The organism is Nocardioides pacificus, from assembly GCF_054775955.1.
Genome location: NZ_BAAHCI010000005.1, coordinates 619,417 through 641,519, shown reverse-complemented (window position 1 = coordinate 641,519; position 22,103 = coordinate 619,417). Strand labels below are relative to the sequence as shown.

The window sequence follows — 22,103 nt, the reverse complement described above, 5'->3', positions numbered from 1 at the left end:
CCCCGCGCCCCCGGCGCTGTCACGGGTCCGCGCAGGTCCCGCCCGCCGCGCACCCCCGCGCCCTAGACTGACCGACGTGCCCGAGCTGCCCGAGGTGGAAGCCCTGGCCCTCGACTTGAAGGGCCGGCTGAAGGACCACGCCATCACCAAGGTCCACCTGGCTGCGTTCAGCGCCCTGAAGACCTTCGACCCGCCGCTGTCGGCGCTCGAGGGGACGCTGGTCGACGACGTCACCCGGCACGGCAAGTTCCTCGACATCGAGGCCTCCGGGCTGCACCTGGTGCTGCACCTCGCGCGGGCGGGCTGGGTGCGCTGGCGCGACGAGGTGCCCAAGCTGCCACCCAAGCCCAGCAACAAGTCGCCGATGGCGGCTCGTGTCGTGATCGACGACGAGCACGGCCTCGACATCACCGAGGCGGGCACCAAGAAGAGCCTGGCGATGTACGTCGTGCGCGACCCCCAGGACGTGCCCGGCATCGCCCGCCTCGGCCCCGACCCGCTGAGCGACGACTTCACCCGCGACCTGCTCGCGCAGATCCTGGCCGACGCCGGGCGCTCCCAGATCAAGGGGATCCTGCGCAACCAGGGGACGATCGCGGGCATCGGCAACGCCTACTCCGACGAGCTGCTGCACGCCGCACGGCTCTCGCCGTTCAAGCCGGCCAACAGCCTCACCGACGACGAGCTCGAGATCCTCTACGACGCGATCCGCACGGTGCTCGGCGACGCCGTCGAGCGCTCGCGCGGCCTCGCGGCCAGCGAGCTCAAGGGCGAGAAGAAGTCGAACCTGTCGGTCCACGGGCGCACGGGGCAGAAGTGCCCCGTCTGCGGCGACGTCGTGCGCGAGGTGTCGTTCGCCGACTCGAGTCTGCAGTACTGCCCCACCTGTCAGACCGGCGGCAAGACGCTCGCCGACCGGCGCATGTCGCGACTGCTCAAGTGACGCGCCATCCGACGGCGCGGCCCGACGTGGCCGTGGTGGCAGCCTCCCCGGCTGCCCGCGAGGCGCTGCACCGCCGCACCCTGCGCGTGGTCGTCGTCTCCCAGGTGTTCGGCGGAGCGGGGCTGGCGGCCGGCGTCACGGTCGGGGCGCTGCTCGCCCAGGACATGGTCGGCGGCGAGGGCATCGCCGGGCTGCCCGCCGCCCTCTTCACCCTCGGGTCCGCGCTCGCGGCGTACCTCGTCGGCCGCCTCTCGCACCGCTCCGGGCGCCGTCTCGGCCTGGCGACCGGCTTCCTCACGGGCGCCGCGGGGGCGCTCGGGATCGTCGCCGCGGCGGCGCTGGACAGCCCGGCACTGCTCTTCCCTGCGATGTTCGTCTACGGCGCCGGCACCGCCACCAACCTGCAGGCTCGCTACGCCGGCACCGACCTCGCACCGCCGCAGAGCCGGGGCAGCGCGGTCTCGGTGGCGTTGGTCGCGACCACCTTCGGCGCGGTCGCCGGTCCCAACTCCGTCGGTCTGCTCGGCGACCTCGCGGACGTCATCGGCATCCCCCGTCTCGCCGGCCCGTTCCTCCTCGCTGCGGTGGCGTACGGCGCAGCCGGGCTCGTGCTGTCGGTCGCCCTGCGGCCCGACCCCTACCTCGTCGCCCGCGCGGTCGCCGCCTCGGAAGCCAGCACCCCGGCGGCCGGCAACGCCGACGCCGCCCCCGGCACCCCGAGCATGTCCGCCCTGGCCCGCCGCGGCGTGGCCGTCGGCGCGACGGTCATGGTCCTCACCCAGATCGCGATGGTGGCGATCATGACGATGACCCCGGTGCACATGCGCCACCACGGCCACAGCCTGGACGCGGTGGGCTTCGTCATCGGCATGCACGTGGGCGCGATGTTCCTGCCCTCGCTGATCACCGGCCGTCTCGTCGACCGGGTCGGGCGGGTCCCGATGGCCGTCGCGGCAGGGGCCACCCTGCTCGCCGCCGGCCTGGTCGCGGCGCTCGCGCCCGGCGACTCGCTGCTCGTGCTCACGACGGCCCTGGTGCTGCTGGGGCTGGGCTGGAACTTCGGCCTGATCAGCGGTACGGCGTTGGTCGTCGACGCGGCGCCGATGGAGACCCGTGCGCGGACCCAAGGCACGCTCGACGTGCTGGTCGCGCTCGCCGGCGCGTCGGGCGGGGCGGTCTCGGGGGTCGTGGTGGGCGCCTCCAGCTTCGCCACGCTCTCGCTCGCCGGGGGCTTCCTGGCCCTGCTGCTGATCCCGGTCGTCGTGTGGTCGCGCAGGGCACCGGTGCGGGGACCGCGCGACGTCGCGACGCCCGCGGGTTAGCGTGGTCCCATGACCCAGATCCCCACCGTCGGCGTCGACGGTGTGCCCGATCCGCTGCCCGCCGGCCTGCGCATCCTCGACGTACGCGAACAGGTCGAGTGGGACAACGCCCACATCGAAGGGGCGCTGCACGTGCCGCTCTCGCAGCTCGTGCAGCGCCTCGACGAGGTGCCGACGGAGCAGACCCTGGTGGTCTGCAAGATCGGCGGTCGCTCCGCGCAGGCCGTGGCCTGGCTCACCCAGCAGGGACGCGAGGTGGTCAACCTCGACGGCGGGATGCTCGACTGGGCCGGCGCCGGCCGCCCGATGGTGAGCGAGACGGGCCTTCCCCCGCGGGTGGTCTGACCCACGCCGCAGGGGAAGGAGGAGTCACTCGGTGCTCTCCTCCATGTCGGGAAGCTCCGGCATCTCCTCTTCCATCTTCTTCTGCATCTCCTCGGTGCACGTCTTGCCGACGTACTCACCGAACGCCTCGAGCTGCTTCTCCTCCTCGGCGCTGACGTCAGGCTCCTCGATGTCGTCGGCCTTCGCGTCCTCGTCGATGTCCTTCGCCGCCTCGAGGAACACCTCGAAGCCCTTGCGCGCGTCGTCGGAGATGTCCTCGGGGGTCCCGGTCTCCTCCAGGTTGTCGGCCCAGTCGCGCACGTCGGCGCCGGTGGCGTCCTCCTCGGTCAGCGCGTCCGTGTCGACGTAGGTCTCGCAGAAGTCGGCCTTGGACGCGTCGGTCGGCGCGTCGCCGCCGCCGCACCCGACGAGCACCCCGCTCATCAGGATCAGGCCGGCAGCCAGGGAAAGGGGCTTCATGTGTTCTCCTCCGTGTGGTGGTCTCGGGGCGAGACCCTGCCCAATCCACCACGGTTCATGCCCCCGGAGCCAATCGCTTGCTCGGCGGGCCGCCGAACGACTCCGGAAGCGGTACGGCGAGCGCCCGGTCCAGCCGCTGGAGGTAGTCGCGGCGGGCCATCTCCACGACGCCGAGCGAGGCCAGGTGCGGCGTGCTCCACTGCACGTCGAGGAGCCGGTCGCCGACGTGCTCGTCGTGCAGCATCTCGACGAGACCGACGAGGGCGACCTTGGAGGCGTCACGCGCCCGGTGGAACATCGACTCCCCCGCGAAGAGCCCCCCGATCGCGAGCCCATAGAGACCGCCGACGAGCACGCCGTCACGCCAGGCCTCGACCGAGTGCGCCCAGCCGAGCCGGTGCAGCCCGACGTACGCCGCGCGGATGTCGCCGTCGATCCAGCCACCGGGGCGGCGCGGGTCGCCGCACGCATCGACCACCTCGGCGAACGCCGTGTCCACCCGGATCTCGTAGTCGCGCACGGCGCGGCGCAGGGAGCGGGACACGACCAGCCCGTCCAGCGGCAGCACACCGCGACTCACCGGGCAGAACCAGTACGGCGGGTCCCCCTGCTCGCCGGACGGCATCGGGAAGAGCCCGCGCCGGTAGGCCGCGAGGATCGTGCCGGGCGCGAGGTCGGCCCCGATCGCGACGAGGTCGTCCTCGGCGAGCTCGCCGCGCTCGTCGAAGCGCGCGGGGTCGCCGAAGTCCCAGGGCGTGGGTGACGGCTCGACAGGCACGGGCAAACGGTAGCGAGTCCCCCGCGGCCACCACCGCCCGCTCCGTAGGATCGAGCCCATGAGCGTGAAGAGCAACGTCAGCCGGGCCCTGCTGCCCAAGGCCGCGCAGATGGCCCCCGGCCTGAGCAGCGGCTTCGCGCGGGAGGCGCTCAACCGCGCCATCCGCGGCGTCGGCCCGCTCCCTCCCGCCGCGGAGGCTGCCGACAAGCAGCTTGCCGAGCAGAAGGGCGACGCGAAGCTGGCGATCCGCGAGGTCATCGAGAACCACGTGCGCTACGCCGGCGCCCAGGGCTTCGTCACCAACCTGGGCGGTCTGGTCACCGCGGCTGTGACGATCCCCGTCAACGTGACCGGGCTGGCCCTGGTGCAGTGCCGGATGATCGCTGGCATCGGCCACCTGCGCGGCTATGACCTCGAGGACCCCCGGGTGCGCAACGCTCTGCTCGTCACGCTGCTGGGTGAGGACGAGGTCGAGAAGCTCCTCAAGAAGCGCAAGATCCCGGCCCCGCCGATGGCGCTGGCCACCGCCCCCACCCACGACCCCGCGCTCGACCGCCTGGTGTCCGGCGAGGTGGCGGCCGCCATGCTCGGCAAGGTCGCCGGCAAGCAGGTGGTCACGACGGTCGGGCGTCGGGTGCCGATCGTCGGCGGGCTGGTGGGCGCGGGCAGCGACGGCTGGTCGACCTGGCAGATCGGCCGCTATGCGGAGAGGGAGCTCCTGCCCCGCGCCCGGCGATAGACCCGCATCAGCACCGCGCCCGTCCGGGACGCGTCGAGACGGTGCACGATCCGTTCGCGCAGCCGGTACGACGGGCGCAGGTGGGCACGCTCGAGCGCCTGCCGGGTCTCGCTCAGCTCGGCGACCAGGCGCTCCTCGCTCTGCCGCAGGCGCGCGTTCTCCAGCAGCAGGGCCCGGGTGGCGTCCAGCGCCGCCGCGGAGACCAGCCGCTCACGGGGCCGGTCGGGGTCGGTGTAGTCCTCGGCGGGCGGCCCGCCGCGCAGGTCGGCGAGGTCGCCGACGACGTCGTACCCGCGCTCCTCGATGGCCTGGATCCAGCGGTCGGCCACCTCCTGCGCCCACGGGTGGTCCTGCGGCGGCAGCGCCAGCCGCGGCGACGTCGTACGACGCGACAGCGTCTGGTGGGCGAGCAGCTCCCGCACGAGGGGACGGTAGTCGGCCGGCTCCACGACCCGGTTGACGGCGCGGTTGAGCCGCCGGATGAACGTCGTCTCGGGGGCGCCCATCGAGGGGTTGGAGCGGTCGGCCGCCATGTCGAGCTCGAGCCCGTCGAGGCCGAAGACCGTGCTGAACCGCTGCCAGAGCAGGTCGCGGGGCGCACCGGGGGCGGGCACCGTGACGAGGTGGACCCGCTCGGGCGGCAGCGAGTGTCCCCAGCGCGACAGGATGTCGGGGATCTCCTGGGCCGCCCAGAACCAGGTGGGGATCCGGCCCTGGCGCTCGGGGTCGCGGATCATCTCGAGGAACCGCGCATAGCTGGCGGTGCTGCGGTGCTTGACGTTCTCCTGCCACTCCGCGGGGATCTGGCGGACCAGGTCGCGCACGGAGAGCACCAGGTGGACCTCCGGACCTCGGCCGTGGCCGCCCGGCTCGTGGCCCAGTGACGCCAGCGCCCGGTCGGCCTGGGCCCGCGTGGCGGTGGCCAGGATCTCGTGGCTGATGATCGCGGTGCCGTGGAAGTCGCGCACCTCGCCGGCGAGCCGTTCCCAGGCGCCGACGGCGTCGGCCTCGAGCCCGCCCCACGGCAGCCGCATCAGGTCGAGCGCGGCGAGGAACTGGGCGTCGAAGCGCTCGGCGGGATAGAGGATCCCCGACTCCCGCAGCAGCTCGCGGTTGCGGAACAGCACGTCCTGGAAGTACGACGTGCCGGTCTTGGGGGTGCCGACGTGCACCAGCACCCGCTTGGTCGTCACGCCTGGTCCCTCGTCTCTCGTCGCTCCCCCTGATGGATGGATCTCGGGCCCTGATGGATGGATCCCGGGCCCTGATGAATGGATCGCGGGCCGGTGTCGAGCAGCATCCGCACGGCCACGGTCAGCGCTGCGGCATCTGGCCGCTCGTGGGTCGCGGGCGACTCGGCGGGCAGCAGGGTCTCGAGCCGGCCGTGCACAGGGTACTCAGCCGCGGCCAGCGACTCACGCTGCCGGCCGGCCTGCTCGAGGAGCCAGGGCCGACACTCGGCGGGGACGACGGGCGGCAGCTGGAGCCCGGAGTCCTGGAGCCCGGAGTCCTGGGGTGAGGCGCCCCGGGGTGTGGGCCGGGCGGCGGCGCTGGCCGAGGCGAGTACGGCGCGGGTGAGCGCCGGGCGTTGCTCGGCGGGCACCAGCACGCCGAGCACCTGGGAGACGCGCTGCGCGATCTCGGCCGCAGCGGCCGGAACGGGCGGAGGGATGGCGAGGGCACGCCGGGTGCGCATCAGGCGAGAGAGCGCGGTCGGGTCGGTGACGATGCGGACGCGACGCCCCCGACGCGACCAGGTCGCGGCCAGCGCCGCGAGGTCGGCGCGCGGTGGGAGCCGGTCGCGCTCGGCCCAGCTGTGGCAGAACGCGGACCAGGACACCGCCTTGCCCGCGACGACCCGGGCGGTCCACACGGCGCCGAGCAGGTGCTCGAGGTCGCCGCCCAGCACGAGGACGTCGACCCGGCCGGGCGCGTAGCGCTGGGCCACCAGCTGGTCGCGCAGCACACCAGCCAGGAGCGGGTCGCCGACGAACTGCGGGCGACGGCGCCAGGGCAGGGACCGCGGCGTGGGGCCGGGGTCGACGGCAGGCGCGACGGCTGGGTCGACGGCGGGGTCGACGGCGGGGGAAGCCGGAGCGGTCGAGCTCGCCGCGTCGTCGGCGATCAGACCGGTGGCCAGGCGCAGCAGCTCGGGCGCGGGGATCGTGGCGGGGTCGACCGGTCGGGCACCGAAGGGATCGCCGTCGGAGACACCGACCAGCGGGAGGTCGAGTGCGCCCCGGCCCGGTGCGCTCGCGGTGAGCACCCGCTCGACCAGCTCAGCGGGCGCGCCCGACGCCGACTCGAGGTTGATCCGGCGCACCAGCTCGAGCTGCTGGGCGCCGGGGAGCAGCTGCTCGGCGGGCACCGATCGAGCGGAGGCCGGGTCCACGTCGGTCTCGACGGGACCCCGCCACTCGAGCCAGGGCGTGGTGCCGCCGGCGCGGAGGTGGTCGACCCACTCCCGAGCGCGGACGATTCCGGCCGTTGCGGCGCTCACGTGCTCCGCAGCTTCTTGGCCTGGGCACGGATCCGCTGCCCCAGCGCGCGGTCGGGGTCGGGGCGGTTGGCCGCCTCCCGGGTCATCGTCTCGAGGGCGTCGAGCGCGACCTCGAGCTGGCGGCGAGCGCCCACCCGGTCGGGGTTGCTCCAGATCGCGTCCTCGGCGGGCCGCACCGGACGCAGGTCGGCGACGTCGCCGACCACGTCGACGCCGCTGCCCTCGATCCACTCGATCCAGCGCTCCGCCTGCTCCTCGGCCCAGGGGAAGCGCCGCGGGTGCAGCCGGACGGGCGTCGAGCTGCGCCGGGCGAGCTGGTCGTGGGCGAGCAGGTCGCGCACGAGCACGTCGTAGCGCTGGTCGCGGCGCACCTCGCGCCCCATCCGTCGGTTGAGCTGGCGGATCAGCTGCGTCTCCGCGATGCCCAGGGAGCGGTTGGTCCGCTCGCTGTCGAGCGGCGCCCAGGCCGGGTCGATGTCGAACACCCGGCAGAAGCGCAGCCACAGCTCGTCACTGCGAGCCGCGCCGCCGAGCGTGACCGCCGGGGCTGCGGCCGAGGGCGGCACCGTCACGACGTGGACCCGCTCGGGCGGCAGGTTGGTGCCCCAGGTGGTGAGCACAGTCGGCAGGTCGAAGGCCTTGTGGAACCACGAGCCGCCCTTCTCGACGCGGTCGAGGAAGCGTCGGAAGCTCCACTTGCGGCCCTGCTTGATGCTCTCCTGCCAGGCGGCGGGCAGCTGGCGGCCGAGGTCGCGCGCGCTGTAGACGATGTGGATCTCGCTGCCGGCGAGATCGCGCATCACCTGGGCGACCTTGTCGGGGGGTGCGGGGGCGAGGATCTCGTGGCTGATGATCACGGTGCCCTCGGCGCGTCGTACCCGCCGCACCATGGTGTCCCAGCTGCCCGCCGCGTGACCGGGGGCGCCGCCCCAGTCCTGACCCAGCAGGTCGAGGGCCGCACGGAAGTGGAAGAGGTCGGCGTCGACCATCCGCGACTTCGTCGGCACGATCACGTCGTGCGCGGCCAGCGACGCGGCGTTGCGCATGAGCCGGTCCTGCAGATAGGTGGTGCCGGTCTTGGGCGCCCCGATGTGGATGTAGACGCGACGACTCATGGGGGTGATTCTGCCGTACGACGCTGGGCCCCCGCCTCTCAGGCGATGCGGGGCGGGCAGATCCGATTGCGAACGTGCGCCACAGGCTGTCCCGGCCGTTTCCTGCCGACCCTTGGCTGGGGGACCTTCGCCCCTTCGCCTCGCCGAGCGTGGTGTCCATGCTGGGAGCAGCAAGGAGATGAGCACGATGACCGGCCGCACGCGCAACTCAGCTCTCGTCCACCGGATCCACACCCCCACACCCGTGCGCGAGCCCTCCACCAGCGAGGGGACAGGCTCCCTGCTGCTGTGGCTGGGAGCTGGCGCGATCTTGTTCTTCTTGGTGCCCTTGGTCGGCACTGACTGGCTCGAGCTCCAGCCTGACCTGTACCTCCTCGGCTACTTCACGGTCGCCGTGTCGTTCTTCGTCGCGTTCCTGTTCACGTACGCCTCAGTTCTACGACCGTTGTGGACCGCGCATCTGTGGCAGAGCCTCCTGGTCGGAGCGCTCGTTGGCGCCGCCTTGGCCATCGGCGTCTTCAACCAAGCGGCCACACCGCACCCAGACGGTTGGCGCTACGGGTTCCAGATCCTCTGGCGCGGCCTGATCTACGGGTCCGTGGACGCGTTGACCCTGTACGTGTTCCCGGCCGCCGTGGCCTACCTGCTGATGCGCGGAAACCGGAGGGGGTTCGGCCGCAAGGTCAGCTTCGCGGGGCTCGCCCTGGCCCTGTCGCTGCTAGTGACCACCACCTACCACCTGGGGCACTCCGAGTACCGCGGCGACACCATCAAGTACCCCGAGATCGGCGCCATCGTCGCGAACGTGCCGACCGCCCTGACCGGCAACCCACTGGGTGCCGTGATCGCGCATGGCGCAATGCACGTGTCTGCCGTCGTGCACCAGAACGAGGGCGGCGCCCAGCACATGCTGCCGCCAAACGTGACCGACGACTACGGCAACCACGGGAGCAGCGACCTAGCGACTGGACTGGCAGTTGCCTGGCTGTTCGCCACCGCCGGTGCGCTCACATTGCTGGTGCGCCGGCAGCGCTCCAAGTGACCTGCCTCACGCCCGCAGCGGACTTGCAGTCGGGGACGGCCCTGGGATGTTCCGGAGGAAGTCGTCCACGTGGGTCCACAGCTCCTCCGTGGCGCGCGAGTCGAACTCGTCGGGTCGGGAGGCGTCGGTGAACAGGTGCCCGGACGCGACGTACTCGTGGAACTCGGCGTCCGCTCCGGACGCGCGCACCGCCGCAAGGAACTGGTCCACCCAGTCCTGGTTGCGGTTCGGGTCCGAGACGGCGTAGTGCAGCTGCACCGGCACCGCCGCGGGCCAAGCGTCGGCGCCGAGGAACGGCAGCGGCAGCGCACCGGAGAACAGCACCGCAGCAACCACCGGGCGGTGCAGGGCGACGTGCTCGGCCATGCCGGCGCCATTGGAGAAGCCGGCCACCACCAAGCCGTCCGGCAGGTCGGCCGTGGCGTCAAGGGCGGCCTGCATCAGTCTGGGGAAGCCCACTTCCTCCTGATAGGCGATCGCGGTGGCGTAGTCCTCGAACGACCGGCCGTCGTACTGGTCGACGACGAGCACCTCGTGCCCGCTTGCGCGCAGCCGCGCGGCGGCGTCCTGCACGCCTGGTCGGACTCCGAGCACCGAGTGGAACAGCGCTATCGAGGCCATGTCTGCTCCTCACGACGGGATCGCTCCTGCAATCGGCTTACCAGTCGCAGAGGGAGGGCGACCAGGGGCCTTGGACCCGCCAGGCCCCGGGAGTGACAACGGCAGATCCGGATCCTGGCGACTGCCGCCTGGGCGCGATCACAGGATCGGGCATCCAGGTGACACAAGCCCAGAAACGTGGCGCTCAGCCGTCACCCAGCGCACGCACCACGGCCGACGGGCTGGGACGCCCGAGCCGGCCGGCCATCCACGTGCTGGTGGCGACGAGGGCCTCGAGGTCGACGCCGGTGTCGATGCCGAGACCGCGCAGCATCCACACCAGGTCCTCGGTGGCGAGGTTGCCGGTGGCGCTCTTGGCGTAGGGGCAGCCACCGAGGCCGCCCGCGCTGCTGTCGAACGTCGTGATGCCGGCCTGCAGCGCGGCGTAGGCGTTGGCCAGCGCCTGCCCGTAGGTGTCGTGGAAGTGCATCGCCAGCTGGTCGGTCGCCATCCCGGCCTCCGCGAAGGCCGCGAGCAGGGCAGAGACGTGGCCGGGGGTGCCGACCCCGATGGTGTCGCCGAGGCTGAGCTGGTCGGCGCCGAGGTCGAAGAGCCGCTTGCCGACCGAGACGACCTGGTCGATCGGGACCTCGCCCTCCCACGGGTCGCCGAAGCACATCGAGACGTAGGCCCGCACCCGGACGCCGGCGTCGCGCGCGCGTCGTACGGTCGGCTCGAACATCGCGAACTGCTCGTCGAGGCTGCGGTTGAGGTTGCGCTGGGCGAAGGTCTCGGTCGCGGAGCCGAAGATCGCGATGTGGCGCAGCCCCAGGTCGAGCGCCCGGTCCAGGCCGCGCTCGTTGGGCACCAGCACCGGGAGGTCGCGGGCCTCGTCGCCGTGCTGGTCGACGAGCAGCGTCATCAGCTCGGCGGCGTCGGCGAGCTGGGGCACCCACTTGGGGTGCACGAAGCTGGTCGCCTCCACGACCGGCATGCCCGCGGTCAGCAGACGGCCGACGAACTCCGCCTTGACCTCGAGCGGGACCCGGGTCGACTCGTTCTGCAGGCCGTCGCGGGCGCCGACCTCATAGATCGTCACCTGCTCCGGCAGGCCGGGGGCGGGCACCTGCTGGGGGCTGCGCACGGGCGGTTCTCCTCTGCTGTCTGGCCGCGGGGGTCGGCTGGGTCCGACGCTACTCGGCGTCGGCGGGGACGGGCTCGACGGTTTCGGGCTCGACGACGAGGAGCCGGGCACCGAGCGGGACCTGGCTGCCCACGCTCGCCTCGACGGCCGTGACGGTGCCGGCGAACGGCGCCTTCAAGGTGAGTTCCATCTTCATCGCCTCCATCGTGGCCAGCACGTCGCCCTCCGCGACCGTGGCGCCCTCGGCGACGTCGATCGTGAGGACCGTGCCGGGCATCGGCGCGAGGATGGTGCCGTCGCCCACGTCGGCGGCGTGGTCGAGGAACGGGTCGGGACGGGTGAACACGTGGCGCTGGCCGCGGTGGACCACCTCGACGGTGTGGGCGGTCGCATCGACCACCGCCTGCTCCCGGTGTCCCTCGATCGACAGCACCACCACGTGGCGCTCGGCGGACAGCTCGCGGACCGCCTGGTCCCCGACCAGTCCGGCCGCGCGGTCGACGACCACCGGCCGGTCGAGCTCGACGGTCTGCGAGGCGTGGGCGGCGCCCAGCCGGAAGCCGTCGGCGTGGAAGGGGTGCCCCGCGTCGAGGCCGCCGGGCAGGTGGCCCTCCGCCGCGAGCATCGCCTGGGTCCAGGCCGCGAAGACGCGCGGCGTGTCGACGCCGGGCGCCTCGACGCATGCCGTGTCGAGCCACGCGGTGTCGATGGCGGCGTCGCGGAACTCGTCGCTCGCCGCCAGCGCCCGCAGGAACCCGGCGTTGGTGGTGAGCCCGAGGATCGCGGTGTCGTCGAGGGCGGTGATCAGCGCGCGGCGGGCGCTCTCGCGGTCGGCGGCGTGCACGACGATCTTGCCGAGCATCGGGTCGTACGACGTGCTGACGACCTGGCCGCTCTCCAGGGCGTGGTCGACGCGCACGCCCTCTGGCCAGCGCACCAGCGTCGCCGTCCCGGCCTGGGGCAGGAACCCGCCGAAGGAGTCCTCGGCATAGACGCGTACCTCGATGGCGTGGCCGTTGATCGAGAGCTCGTCCTGGCCGAACGAGAGCGGCTCCCCCGCCGCGACGCGCAGCTGGTGCTCGACCAGGTCGAGGTCGCCGCAGATCGCCTCGGTGACCGGGTGCTCGACCTGGAGGCGGGTGTTCATCTCCAGGAAGTAGGCCTCGCCGGTGTCCGCGTCGAGGAGGAACTCGACGGTGCCGGCGCCCTCGTAGCCGACGTGCTTCGCCAGCGCGACCGCGGCGCTGGTGAGCCGGTGCCGCAGGGCGGCGTCGATGCCGGGGGCGGGGGCCTCCTCGATGACCTTCTGGTGGCGGCGCTGGGTGGAGCAGTCGCGCTCGAAGAGGTGGACCACGCTGCCGTGGGCGTCGCCGAGCACCTGCACCTCGAGGTGGCGCCCGTGCTCGACGTACTTCTCGACCAGCATGGTGTCGTCGCCGAAGGACGACAGCGCCTCGCGCTTCGCGGCGGCCAGCGCCGCGTCGTACTCGCTCGCGTCGCGGACGATGCGCATGCCCTTGCCGCCGCCGCCGGCGGCCGCCTTGACGAGGACCGGGAACCCGGCGTCCTCGCCGCGGGGCACCACGGGCACCCCCGCCGCGACGGCGATCTCCCGCGCGGCGTCCTTGCGCCCCATCCGGTCCATCACCGTCGAGGACGGCCCGACCAGCTTGATGCCGGTCTCCTCCAGCGCCCGGGCGAACTCGGCGCGCTCGGAGAGGAACCCGTAGCCCGGGTGGACGGCGTCGGCCCCAGCGGCGCGGGCAGCGGCGACCACGGCCTCGATGTCGAGGTAGCTGCTCACCCGCAGCGCCTCGTCGGCCTCGCGGACGTGCAGGGCGTGGACGTCGAGATCGGTGAAGATCGCGACGCTGCGGATGCCCAGGCGCCGGCAGGTGCGGATCACCCGCCGGGCGATCTCGCCGCGGTTGGCGACCAGGACGGTGTGGAGGTCGATCGGGATCATGCTCATCACATCCGGAAGACGCCGTAGGAGGGCTCCGGCACCGGCGCGTGCGCGGCGGCGGCGAGGCCCATGCCGAGGACCCGACGGGTGTCGGCGGGGTCGATGACCCCGTCGTCCCAGAGCCGGGCGGTGGAGTAGTAGGGGGAGCCCTGGTGCTCGTACTGCTCGCGGATCGGGGCCTTGAAGGCCTCCTCCTCCTCGGCCGACCACTCCCCGCCACGGGACTCGAGCCCGTCGCGGCGCACGGTCGACAGCACCGAGGCGGCCTGCTCGCCGCCCATCACCGAGATCCGAGCGTTGGGCCACATCCACAGGAAGCGCGGGTCGTAGGCGCGCCCGCACATGCCGTAGTTGCCGGCGCCGTAGGAGCCGCCGATGACGACGGTGAACTTCGGGACCACCGAGCAGGCGACCGCGGTGACGAGCTTGGCGCCGTCGCGGGCGATGCCGCGGTTCTCGTACTCGCGGCCGACCATGAAGCCGGTGATGTTCTGCAGGAAGACCAGCGGGATGCCGCGCTGGTTGCACAGCTCGATGAAGTGCGCGCCCTTGAGCGACGACTCGCTGAACAGGATACCGTTGTTGGCGATGATCCCGACGGGGTAGCCGTGGATCCGGGCGAAGCCGCAGACGAGCGTCTCGCCGTAGAGCCGCTTGAACTCGTGCATCCGGCTGCCGTCGACGATGCGGCGGATCACCTCGCGCACGTCGTACGGCGTGCGCGCGTCGGTGGGGACCACGTCGTACAGGGTGGCGGGGTCCTCGAGCGGCTCCTCGGACTCGTGCCGCTCGATCGACGGCGGGCGGCGGCGCTCGAAGGTGTCGACGATGCTGCGCACGATCGCGAGAGCGTGGGCGTCGTCCTCGGCGAGGTGGTCGACGACGCCGGAGGTGCGGGCGTGGACGTCGCCGCCGCCCAGCTCCTCGGCGGTGACGACCTCGCCGGTGGCGGCCTTCACCAGCGGCGGGCCACCGAGGAAGATCGTGCCCTGGTCCTTGACGATCACGGTCTCGTCCGACATCGCCGGGACGTAGGCGCCGCCGGCGGTGCACGAGCCCATCACCGCCGCGATCTGCGGGATGCCGCGCCCGGAGAGGTTGGCCTGGTTGAAGAAGATCCGGCCGAAGTGCTCCTTGTCGGGGAACACCTCGTCCTGCATCGGCAGGAAGGCGCCGCCGGAGTCGACCAGCGCGATGCACGGGAGCTCGTTCTGCGCGGCCACCTCCTGGGCGCGCAGATGCTTCTTGACCGTGATCGGGTAGTAGGTGCCGCCCTTCACCGTCGCGTCGTTGGCGATCACCATGCACTCGCGGCCGCTGACCCGGCCGATGCCGGTGACGATGCCGGCGCTGGGGACGGTCTCCGCGCTGCCGGCACCGTCCCCGCCGTACATGCCGGTCGCGGCGAGCGGGCTCAGCTCGAGGAACGGGCTGCCGGGGTCGAGGAGCCGGTCGACGCGGTCGCGCACGAGCAGCTTGCCGCGGTCGGTGTGCTTGGTGCGGGCTGCCTCCGAGCCGCCGCGCCGGGCGACGGCGAGACGCTCGCGCAGCTCGGCGACGAGCTCCTTCATCTCCGCGGCCATGCGTACCTCCAGGTTAATGATCGCTAACCAACGCCGGCGATGCTACCGCCTCGGGGTCGGTCCGGCCATGGTTCACCGCATCGGGCGCCGGATCCAGAGTCGCGTCGAGGGAGATCTGGCACGCGGGCCGAGTAGCCTGCCTCACGTGGATCACGGGTTCGTCGCCTCCGTCGACCGGTGGCACCGCCGGCACCCACGGCTGTCGATCCCGCTCGCCGTGGTCTACAAGTTCATCGACGACCAGGGCAACTACCTCGCCGCCGCGATGACCTACTACGCGTTCATCGCGATCTTCCCGCTGATGCTGCTCGGCACCTCGATCCTCGGCCTCGTCCTCGAGGGCCGACCCGGCCTGCAGGAGAGCCTGCTCGACACGGCGCTCAGCCAGTTCCCGATCATCGGCGACGAGCTCGGGCGGCCCGGCGGCCTCCAGGGGTCGCCGCGGAGCATCGTGATCGGCACGCTGATCGCGCTGTACGGCGCGGTGGGGCTCGGCCAGGCGATCCAGAACACCCAGAACGCCGCCTGGGCCATCCCCCGCAACAGCCGCCCCAACCCGATCCTGGCCCGGGTGCGCAGCCTGGGCATCCTGGTGCTCGTCGGCGTGGTCCTGCTCGCCGTGAGCGTGGCCAGCGAGGTCGCCAACGCCACCGACATCTTCGGCTCCTCGCCCGACTGGTGGGCCGGGTGGGCGCTGCGCCTGGTCAACATCGTGCTCGTCGGCGGCGCCTTCACCGCCCTGTTCCGGCTCGCGACCGCCCGCAACCACCACCTGCTGCGCGCGGCGCCGGGGGCGTTCGCCGTCGCGGTCATGTGGCAGGGACTGCAGATCGTCGGGGCCTACTACGCCACCTCGGTGCTTGTCGGCACCTCCGCGATGACCCAGACCTTCGGCCTGGTCCTCGGCCTGATGGGGCTGATCTATGCCGCCTCTGTCGTCTCGGTCATCGGCGTCGAGCTCAACGTGGTGCTGGCCAAGCGGCTCTACCCACGCGCGCTGCTCACGCCGTTCACCGACCGGGTCCGGCTCACCGACGGCGACCGTCGCGCCTATGCCGGACTCGCCCAGGCGCAGCGGCTGAAGGGCTTCCAGACGGTCAGCGTCACCTTCGCACCCTCCCCGCTCGAGCGCTCCGCCCGGGCCGCCCGCGCCGCCGAGGCCGCTGAGGCGGCTCGCGCTGCCGACGCGCCCGCCGCCGAGGCTGCCCCTCGGACCGCTCCGCTGACCTCCCCGCCAACCACTGCCCCCGCCGATCGTCAGGCCCACGATGAGCCCCGCTAGCGCCGTACCCGAGCCGACCAGCCGACGCGAGCAGATCCTCGCCACGGCCGCCGAGCTCTTCGCCGCCCGCGGCTTCCACGGCGTCTCGGTCGCCGATCTCGGCGCCGCGTGCGGGATCTCGGGGCCGGCGCTCTACAAGCACTTCTCCTCCAAGGACGCGATGCTCGCCGAGATGCTGGTCTCGATCAGCGAGGAGCTGCTCGCCGTGGGTCGAGCCCGCACCGACGGCGTGGACGACCCCGCCGAGGCGCTGACGGCCCTGATCGACTGGCACGTCGACTTCGCCCTGCGCCACAAGCCGCTGATCGTCGTCCAGGACCGCGACTGGGAGTCCCTGCCCGAGGTGGCGCGCGAGCGGGTCCGGGCGCTGCAGCGCGACTACGTCGACCTGTGGGCCGCCGAGCTGCGCCGCCTGCACCCGGGCCTGGCCACCGATCGCGCCCGCGCCATGGCCCACGCGGCGTTCGGCCTGATCAACTCGACCCCCCGCAGCGCCCTGCTCCCCGAGGAGACGATGCGCGCCCTGCTCGCGGAGATGGCCAGAGCCGCCCTCACGATCCCGACCTAGCCGCCGGCGCGGCCGCCCCCGCGCGCCGCCGAGCCCCATGTAACGCGGGGTTATCCGATCCACCACAGCGAAATGGCGCTGCGTCAGTTCGCATAACCCCGCGTTACATGGGGGAGGTCGGGGAAGGGCGGGAAGCCGGGTAAGGCTAGCCTCACTCGGTGCCCTCCACCCCTCTCGCGCTGGTCTGGCGGATGCTGCGCCGCAATTGGCGGCGGCTGAGCGTCTTCATGGTGCTGCTGGCGCTCTGGCAGCTGTGCGAGACGCTCGTGCCGGTGGTGATCGGGCTGCTCATCGACCGCGCCGTGGCCACCTCCGACGCCGGCGAGCTGGCGCTGTGGGGGTCGGTGCTGGTGGGGCTGTTCGTGGTGCTCAGCCTCTCGTGGCGGTACGGCGCGCGGCTGGGCGTCGGCGTGATGGAGCGCGAGACCCACGCGATGCGCGTCGAGACGGCCGGGCGGGCGCTCGACCCGCGCGGGACCAGCAGCACGCTGCTGCCCGGGGAGACGCTGTCGCTGGCCACCTCGGACGCGGAGGCAGTCGGCCAGCTGGTCAACTCCGTGGGTTACACGCTCGCCAGCCTGATGGCGATCCTCGTCAGCGCCTGGGTGCTGATCGGCATCGACCTGCAGCTGGGCCTGGTCGTGCTGATCGGGGTGCCGGTGGTGCTGGCGATCATCCAGGTCGTGACGCCGACGATCTCGCGGCGCAGCCACCAGCAGCAGGAGACCGTCGCGCGCGCCACCGGGGTCGCGACCGACCTGGTCCGCGGGCTGCGCGTGCTCAAGGGGATCGGCGCGGAGGACGTCGCCGGGCGTCGATATCGCGTGCACAGCGCGGCGGCCCGCGACGCGAGCATCCGCACGGCCGACTCGTACGGCGTGATGACCGGCCTCTCCACCGGGCTCAGCACGCTCTTCCTCGCGCTCGTCGCGCTGCTGGCCGGGCGGCTGGCCGTCGAGGGCGACATCACCATCGGCGAGCTGGTCGCGATCGTCGGCCTCACCCAGTTCCTCGCCGAGCCGATCAGCGCCCTGGGCGAGGTCGGCGCCCACGCGGGCCGGGCGTACGCCTCGGCGCGCCGCATCGTGGCCTATCTCGACTCCCCGCCCCTGCTCGGCGCGGGCGACCGCACGCCCGACTCCGGCGACCCGCGTGGCCTCCGGCTGCGCGACGTGACCTCACGACCCGGCGAGCTGCTCGGCCTGGTGACCGACCCCTCGGACGCCGCCCTCGCGATGCGCATCCTCTCCGGCGAGGTCCACCCCGACGAGCACGGCAGCGCCCTCCTCGACGGCGTACCCCTCGACGAGCTCGACGTCGACGCCCGCCGCAGCCGGCTGGTCGTCGCCCCCCACCATCCCGACCTCTTCGAGGGCACCCTGCGCAGCAACGTGGCGCCGCCCCACGGCTGCGACGCGGCCACCCTCGACCGCGCCCTGGCCGCCTCGGCCGCCACCGACGTCGCCGCCCTGCGGGAGGAGGGGGTCGATCAGCCGGTGTCGGCGCAGGGCTCGACGCTCTCGGGCGGCCAGCGCCAACGGGTCGCGCTCGCCCGGGCCCTCGCGGCGGATGCTCCGGTGCTGGTGCTGCACGACCCCACCACCGCCGTCGACGCGGTCACCGAGCACCGGATCGCCGCCGGCATCCGCGAGCTGCGCCACGGCGCCGGGTCCGACCGCACCACGTGGCTGCTCACCACCAGCCCCGCCCTCCTCGCGCAGGCCGACCGCGTCGTCGTGCTCCGCGACGGCCGGGTGGCCGCGAGCGGCACCCATGCCGAGCTGAGCGGCGACCCGACCTATCGCGAGCTGGTGCTGCGATGAGCCGCGACCTGCTGCCGATCGCGAGCCGCCAAGAGACCGTGCGTACGGCGTGGCGACTCGTCGCCGCGCATCCGGCGGCCCTCACGGCGGCCGTCCTCTCCTTCGCAGTGGCCGGCCTCAGCGGACTGGTGCCACCGTGGGTGCTCGGCCAGCTGGTCGACGACATCCGCTCCGGCGGCGACGCCGACGACGTCACGCGCGTCGCGCTCCTGATCGCCGGCTCGGGAGTCATCGCCGCGATCAGCAGCGGCCTCGCGGTGGCGTTCCTGGCCCGGGCCGGGGAGCCGGCGCTGGCGAAGCTGCGCGAGGAGGTCCTCGACCGCGCCCTGCACCTCGACGCCGCCCGCGTCGAGAGCGCCGGCGTCGGCGACCTGCTCTCCCGCGTCGGCGACGACGTCCGGATGATCGCCGACGCGCTCGTCCGGGTGATCCCGACGCTCGTCACCGCCATCGTGACGATCTCCTTCACCGCCGTCGGCCTGCTGACGCTCGACTGGCGCCTGGGGCTGGTCGGCCTGCTCACGGTGCCGGCCTACGCCGGCGCGCTTCGGTGGTACCTCCCCCGCTCCAGCCCCCGCTACCGCGACGAGCGCATCGCCCAGGGAGAGCGCGCCGAGGTGCTGGTCAGCTCGATCGAGGGGTCGCCGACCGTGCGGGCCTACGCGCTCGAGCGCGAGCACCAGGGCCGCGTCGAGGCGACCTCCCAGCGCGCCGTCGACATCGCGCTCGACGTCTTCGGCCTCCTCACCCGCTTCTTCACCCGCATCAACGCCACCGAGCTGCTGGGGCTCGGCCTGGTCATCGGCGCCGGCTTCTGGCTGGTGCGCGAGGACCTGAGCACCGTCGGCGCAGTGACGGCGGCCGCGCTCTACTTCCACCGGCTGTTCAACCCGATCGGCGCGCTGCTGCTGCTCTTCGACGAGCTGCAGTCGACCGGCGCGTCCCTGGCCCGCCTCGCAGGCGTCGCCGGACTCCCCGTCCCTGAGGAGTCCGTCGACGTCCTCCCCGCGACCCCGGGCGCGCTGGTGCTCGCCGGCGTCGGTCACGAGTACGTCGCGGGCCGGCCCGTGCTGACCGCCACGGACCTGCGTCTGGAGCCCGGCCGCCGGATCGCCCTGGTCGGGGCGACCGGGGCCGGCAAGACCACGCTCGGGGCGGTCGCCGCGGGGGTGCTGCGTCCCACGCACGGCGAGGTCACGCTCGCCGGCATCCCCTTCGCGGCGCTCCCGGCCCACGCCGTACGACGCCGGGTGGTGCTGGTCAGCCAGGACGTGCACGTCTTCTCCGGCACGGTGCGCGACGCGGTCACGCTCGCCCGCGCCGACGCGAGCGACGACGAGGTCCTGGCCGCCCTGGCCGTGGCCCACGCCGGAGCCTGGGTCGCCGCCCTGCCCGACGGGCTCGACACCCTCGTCGGCGATGGCGCGCACCGCGTCACCGCCGCTCAGGCGCAGCAGCTGGCGCTGGCGCGCGTCGTACTCGCCGACCCCTGGGTCGTGGTCCTCGACGAGGCGACGGCCGAGGCCGGCTCGGCCGGCGCACGCGAGCTCGAGGCCGCCGCACTCGCGGTGACCGAAGGCCGTGGCGCCCTCGTCGTGGCGCACCGGCTCACCCAGGCACGCACGGCCGACGAGATCCTCGTCCTGCACGACGGCGAGGTGGTCGAGCGCGGCACCCACGACGAGCTGCTGGCGCGCCGGGGACGGTACGGCGAGCTCTGGGCGGCGTGGTCGGCGGCCGACTGAGCATCGTCGCCACCCGGCTTCCACCTGGCCCGGCCCGCCCCGGCCCACGACGTCGACGCCCTCCTCGCCGCCCAGCGCGCCGGCTGAGGATCACTCCCGGGCGACGGAGACGGGCGGAGCGGACAGGGAGGTCGCGGCGACCAGGTGCTCGACGGCCGCGCGGCTGCCGGAGATCTCGACGCCCTCGAGCCGCTCGAGCGGGACGCCGCCGATCACGCACGCCTTCCACCCCGCGGTGGTGGCCGCCACCTCGGCGTCGACCCGCGAAGGGTCCGGCTCCCGGTCGATGCTCGTGCCGTCCGCCGACACCCGCGCCAGGTAGGTCGCCGGCTCGCTGTCCGGGCGACGCGAGTCGGTCAGGTGCAGCGCCACACGCTGCTCGTCCGCGCACCCGGGGACCGGCCGGGCGTGCGCGCGCATCGCCAGGACCACCGTGTCGGGGCTCATGTCCGCCTCCATCGGCAGCGCCGGTGACGACACCGCCCACAGCGACAGCGCGGTGTTGACGGCCTCGAGCCCGTGCCCCCACGCGGTGAGCTCGTAGACGTCGGTGCGTCCCGGCCCGGGCAGCCGGCGCCGGTGAGCGATGCCTGCTGCCTCCAGGTCGTGCAGGCGCTGGGTCAGGACCGCGGGACCGATGCCGATGACGTCGCGCTGGATGTCGGTGAAGCGCTTGGGGCCGAGCAGCAGCTCGCGTACGACGATCAGCGTCCACCGCTCCCCGATGAGGTCGAGGGCATGGGCCGCCGCGCAGCCGTCGTTGAAGGACCCGTAGGTGCGGCGCGTTGCCATTGACACAGGCTACTATGCCCACAGTAGTGTTCACTTCATATTCTGTAGTGCCGCTACCTAGGGCGAGGAGCCGACATGCGCAGCTCAGCCACGGCGATCTGGGAGGTCGTCCACGACGAGCGCCGACAGCTGGCCGACGACCTCGACGAGCTGGGTCCCGAGCAGTGGCGCACGCCCTCCCTGTGCCCCGGGTGGGACGTCCACGACGTCGTGGCACACCTCGTCGACACGGCACGCACCGGCCGCCTCGCCTTCGTCCGCTCGATGGTGGCGGCCCGGATGGACTTCGACCGCGCCAACGAGGCCGGGGTCTGCCGGGAGCGGCGCGCCGACCCGAGCGACACCCTCGATGCCCTCCGGAACGTCGCCGGCCTCACCCGGACGCCGCCGGCCCGCCTCGCGACCCGACTGGTGGAGGCCGTCGTGCACGGCGAGGACATCAGGCGCCCCCTGGGCATCGCGAGGAGCCATCCGCCCTCCGCGATCACCCGCGCCCTCGCCCACCAGCTGCGCACCCCCGTCTCCTTCGGCGGAGGCCGCGAGCGCGCTGCCGGTCTGCGCCTGGTCGACGGGGCGACGGGGACGTCGTGGGGCGAGGGCGACGAGGTCGTGGCCGACGCCATCGACCTGCTGCTGATGGTCTCCGGACGCGACGTGGAGGTCGGGTGACATGGGGAAGAAGCAGAACGACCCACTCTGGGAGCTGGCGCGCGTCGAGCGAGCCGCCCTGGCGGAGGACCTGTCGGGTCTCGGCGCCGAGCAGTGGCGACACCACACGCTGTGCGGCCAGTGGGACGTCGAGCAGGTCGTCGCCCACCTCACCGCCGCGGCGAGCCTCGGCCAGTGGCGGTGGCTGCGCTCGATGCTCGGCGCGCGACTGCGCCCCGACGTGCACAACGAGCGAAGGCTGGCCGAGCACCGCGGGACGACCTCCGCCGAGACGCTCGAGCGGTTCCGCGCCGTCGTCGACAGCGTGACCGCGCCGTCGGGCCACACCGCTGCCTACCTCGGCGAGATCGTCGTCCACGCCCAGGACATCCGCCGCCCCCTGGGCCTGCGCCGCACCCCGAGCGTCGAGGCGCTGACGCCGGTGGCCGAGTTCTACGCACGTCGCGACTTCGCCGTGAACAGCCACCGGACGGTGGCCGGCCTGGAGCTGCGGGCCGACGACGGACCGTTCGCGACCGGCCCGTCGTCGGTCCAGTTCCCGGTGACCGGCTCCCTGGTCACCGGCTCCCTGGTCACCGGATCGACGCTCGCGCTGGTGATGAGCATGGCCGGCAGGACCGCCTACCTCGACGAGCTCGACGGGCCGGGGACGACCGTGCTGCGCTCGCGCCTCACCCCGACGCACTGA

21 protein-coding genes are annotated in these 22,103 nt (G+C 73.2%); 11 read left to right on the top strand and 10 right to left on the bottom strand.

The window, feature by feature from the left end:
- The first annotated feature begins 76 nt into the window (after positions 1–76).
- Genes ACYU7L_RS05590 through ACYU7L_RS05580 form a run of 3 tightly spaced genes read left to right on the top strand, consistent with a single transcriptional unit; the run spans position 77 to position 2,610 of the window.
- Positions 77–943, top strand: a complete 867-nt coding sequence (locus tag ACYU7L_RS05590) for an Fpg/Nei family DNA glycosylase (RefSeq protein WP_460794319.1) — start codon at positions 77–79, stop codon at positions 941–943.
- Positions 940–2,265, top strand: a complete 1,326-nt coding sequence (locus ACYU7L_RS05585; RefSeq protein WP_460794318.1) for an MFS transporter — start codon at positions 940–942, stop codon at positions 2,263–2,265. Before ACYU7L_RS05590 ends, ACYU7L_RS05585 begins: the two co-directional genes overlap by 4 nt.
- A gap of 9 nt (positions 2,266–2,274) precedes the next feature.
- A complete protein-coding gene (locus ACYU7L_RS05580; RefSeq protein WP_460794317.1) occupies positions 2,275–2,610 on the top strand; it encodes a rhodanese-like domain-containing protein in 336 nt (111 codons plus the stop codon).
- A 24-nt stretch (positions 2,611–2,634) separates the two neighbouring features.
- Here ACYU7L_RS05580 and ACYU7L_RS05575 read toward each other — a convergent pair whose 3' ends face one another.
- Positions 2,635–3,069, bottom strand: coding sequence for a hypothetical protein (locus ACYU7L_RS05575; RefSeq protein WP_460794315.1), 435 nt, complete (start codon positions 3,067–3,069; stop codon positions 2,635–2,637).
- 55 nt (positions 3,070–3,124) lie between these two features.
- Complete coding sequence (aat, locus tag ACYU7L_RS05570) at positions 3,125–3,847, bottom strand: leucyl/phenylalanyl-tRNA--protein transferase (protein ID WP_460794314.1); 723 nt, start codon at positions 3,845–3,847, stop codon at positions 3,125–3,127.
- A gap of 58 nt (positions 3,848–3,905) precedes the next feature.
- Here aat and ACYU7L_RS05565 point away from each other — a divergent pair, with 58 nt between their 5' ends.
- Positions 3,906–4,586, top strand: coding sequence for an EcsC family protein (locus tag ACYU7L_RS05565; protein WP_460794313.1), 681 nt, complete (start codon positions 3,906–3,908; stop codon positions 4,584–4,586).
- Here the strand turns inward: ACYU7L_RS05565 and ACYU7L_RS05560 are convergent.
- From ACYU7L_RS05560 to ACYU7L_RS05550, 3 genes are read right to left on the bottom strand one after another with little or no spacing between them, the layout of a single operon-like run.
- Positions 4,547–5,779 (bottom strand): hypothetical protein, encoded by a 1,233-nt coding sequence (locus ACYU7L_RS05560; RefSeq protein WP_460794311.1) that lies wholly within the window; start codon positions 5,777–5,779, stop codon positions 4,547–4,549. The genes ACYU7L_RS05565 and ACYU7L_RS05560 overlap by 40 nt on opposite strands.
- Entirely contained in the window at positions 5,776–7,086 is a 1,311-nt protein-coding gene (locus tag ACYU7L_RS05555; protein WP_460794310.1) for a hypothetical protein, read from the bottom strand. The genes ACYU7L_RS05560 and ACYU7L_RS05555 overlap by 4 nt, the downstream gene beginning before the upstream one ends.
- Complete coding sequence (locus ACYU7L_RS05550) at positions 7,083–8,201, bottom strand: hypothetical protein (protein WP_460794309.1); 1,119 nt, start codon at positions 8,199–8,201, stop codon at positions 7,083–7,085. Before ACYU7L_RS05550 ends, ACYU7L_RS05555 begins: the two co-directional genes overlap by 4 nt.
- Positions 8,202–8,379: 178 nt before the next feature.
- On the opposite strand from ACYU7L_RS05550, the gene ACYU7L_RS05545 reads away from it, so the two are divergent.
- On the top strand, positions 8,380–9,243 hold the full coding sequence (locus ACYU7L_RS05545; RefSeq protein ID WP_460794308.1) for a hypothetical protein: 864 nt from the start codon (positions 8,380–8,382) through the stop codon (positions 9,241–9,243).
- A 6-nt stretch (positions 9,244–9,249) separates the two neighbouring features.
- Here the strand turns inward: ACYU7L_RS05545 and ACYU7L_RS05540 are convergent, their stop codons facing one another.
- The 4 genes from ACYU7L_RS05540 to ACYU7L_RS05525 all read right to left on the bottom strand — a co-directional run bounded on the left by ACYU7L_RS05540 (position 9,250) and on the right by ACYU7L_RS05525 (position 14,536).
- A complete protein-coding gene (locus ACYU7L_RS05540) occupies positions 9,250–9,864 on the bottom strand; it encodes a dienelactone hydrolase family protein (RefSeq protein ID WP_460794306.1) in 615 nt (204 codons plus the stop codon).
- A gap of 184 nt (positions 9,865–10,048) precedes the next feature.
- Positions 10,049–10,987, bottom strand: coding sequence for a hydroxymethylglutaryl-CoA lyase (locus ACYU7L_RS05535; protein ID WP_460794303.1), 939 nt, complete (start codon positions 10,985–10,987; stop codon positions 10,049–10,051).
- A 49-nt stretch (positions 10,988–11,036) separates the two neighbouring features.
- Positions 11,037–12,953, bottom strand: a complete 1,917-nt coding sequence (locus ACYU7L_RS05530) for an acetyl/propionyl/methylcrotonyl-CoA carboxylase subunit alpha (RefSeq protein WP_460794302.1) — start codon at positions 12,951–12,953, stop codon at positions 11,037–11,039.
- Between the two features lie 5 nt (positions 12,954–12,958).
- Complete coding sequence (locus ACYU7L_RS05525) at positions 12,959–14,536, bottom strand: carboxyl transferase domain-containing protein (RefSeq protein ID WP_460794301.1); 1,578 nt, start codon at positions 14,534–14,536, stop codon at positions 12,959–12,961.
- A gap of 145 nt (positions 14,537–14,681) precedes the next feature.
- On the opposite strand from ACYU7L_RS05525, the gene ACYU7L_RS05520 reads away from it, so the two are divergent.
- From ACYU7L_RS05520 to ACYU7L_RS05505, 4 genes are all read left to right on the top strand, one after another.
- Positions 14,682–15,818 carry a YihY/virulence factor BrkB family protein gene (locus ACYU7L_RS05520; RefSeq protein WP_460794300.1) on the top strand — a complete coding sequence of 379 codons (1,137 nt, stop codon included), beginning with the start codon at positions 14,682–14,684 and terminating at the stop codon, positions 15,816–15,818.
- A complete protein-coding gene (locus tag ACYU7L_RS05515; protein ID WP_460794299.1) occupies positions 15,805–16,386 on the top strand; it encodes an SACE_7040 family transcriptional regulator in 582 nt (193 codons plus the stop codon). Before ACYU7L_RS05520 ends, ACYU7L_RS05515 begins: the two co-directional genes overlap by 14 nt.
- Before the next feature lie 158 nt (positions 16,387–16,544).
- Positions 16,545–18,209 carry an ABC transporter ATP-binding protein gene (locus ACYU7L_RS05510; RefSeq protein ID WP_460794297.1) on the top strand — a complete coding sequence of 555 codons (1,665 nt, stop codon included), beginning with the start codon at positions 16,545–16,547 and terminating at the stop codon, positions 18,207–18,209.
- Complete coding sequence (locus tag ACYU7L_RS05505) at positions 18,206–19,954, top strand: ABC transporter ATP-binding protein (protein ID WP_460794296.1); 1,749 nt, start codon at positions 18,206–18,208, stop codon at positions 19,952–19,954. Before ACYU7L_RS05510 ends, ACYU7L_RS05505 begins: the two co-directional genes overlap by 4 nt.
- 90 nt (positions 19,955–20,044) lie before the next feature.
- Here the strand turns inward: ACYU7L_RS05505 and ACYU7L_RS05500 are convergent, their stop codons facing one another.
- Positions 20,045–20,746 carry a winged helix-turn-helix transcriptional regulator gene (locus ACYU7L_RS05500; RefSeq protein WP_460794295.1) on the bottom strand — a complete coding sequence of 234 codons (702 nt, stop codon included), beginning with the start codon at positions 20,744–20,746 and terminating at the stop codon, positions 20,045–20,047.
- A 75-nt stretch (positions 20,747–20,821) separates the two neighbouring features.
- Here ACYU7L_RS05500 and ACYU7L_RS05495 point away from each other — a divergent pair, with 75 nt between their 5' ends.
- On the top strand, positions 20,822–21,415 hold the full coding sequence (locus ACYU7L_RS05495) for a maleylpyruvate isomerase family mycothiol-dependent enzyme (protein WP_460794294.1): 594 nt from the start codon (positions 20,822–20,824) through the stop codon (positions 21,413–21,415).
- 1 nt (position 21,416) lies between these two features.
- Complete coding sequence (locus tag ACYU7L_RS05490) at positions 21,417–22,103, top strand: maleylpyruvate isomerase family mycothiol-dependent enzyme (protein ID WP_460794292.1); 687 nt, start codon at positions 21,417–21,419, stop codon at positions 22,101–22,103.

Excerpts from the sequence above, each read along its gene's own strand:
- ACYU7L_RS05575 (WP_460794315.1), bottom strand. The coding sequence starts at position 3,069 with ATGAAGCCCCTTTCCCTGGCTGCCGGCCTGATCCTGATGAGCGGGGTG.
- ACYU7L_RS05525 (WP_460794301.1), bottom strand. The coding sequence starts at position 14,536 with ATGGCCGCGGAGATGAAGGAGCTCGTCGCCGAGCTGCGCGAGCGTCTC.
- ACYU7L_RS05490 (WP_460794292.1), top strand. The coding sequence starts at position 21,417 with ATGGGGAAGAAGCAGAACGACCCACTCTGGGAGCTGGCGCGCGTCGAG.
- ACYU7L_RS05580 (WP_460794317.1), top strand. The coding sequence starts at position 2,275 with ATGACCCAGATCCCCACCGTCGGCGTCGACGGTGTGCCCGATCCGCTG.
- ACYU7L_RS05540 (WP_460794306.1), bottom strand. The coding sequence starts at position 9,864 with ATGGCCTCGATAGCGCTGTTCCACTCGGTGCTCGGAGTCCGACCAGGC.
- ACYU7L_RS05550 (WP_460794309.1), bottom strand. The coding sequence starts at position 8,201 with ATGAGTCGTCGCGTCTACATCCACATCGGGGCGCCCAAGACCGGCACC.
- ACYU7L_RS05505 (WP_460794296.1), top strand. The coding sequence starts at position 18,206 with ATGAGCCGCGACCTGCTGCCGATCGCGAGCCGCCAAGAGACCGTGCGT.
- ACYU7L_RS05500 (WP_460794295.1), bottom strand. The coding sequence starts at position 20,746 with ATGGCAACGCGCCGCACCTACGGGTCCTTCAACGACGGCTGCGCGGCG.
- ACYU7L_RS05515 (WP_460794299.1), top strand. The coding sequence starts at position 15,805 with ATGAGCCCCGCTAGCGCCGTACCCGAGCCGACCAGCCGACGCGAGCAG.
- ACYU7L_RS05545 (WP_460794308.1), top strand. The coding sequence starts at position 8,380 with ATGAGCACGATGACCGGCCGCACGCGCAACTCAGCTCTCGTCCACCGG.
- ACYU7L_RS05565 (WP_460794313.1), top strand. The coding sequence starts at position 3,906 with ATGAGCGTGAAGAGCAACGTCAGCCGGGCCCTGCTGCCCAAGGCCGCG.
- ACYU7L_RS05530 (WP_460794302.1), bottom strand. The coding sequence starts at position 12,953 with ATGATCCCGATCGACCTCCACACCGTCCTGGTCGCCAACCGCGGCGAG.
- ACYU7L_RS05495 (WP_460794294.1), top strand. The coding sequence starts at position 20,822 with ATGCGCAGCTCAGCCACGGCGATCTGGGAGGTCGTCCACGACGAGCGC.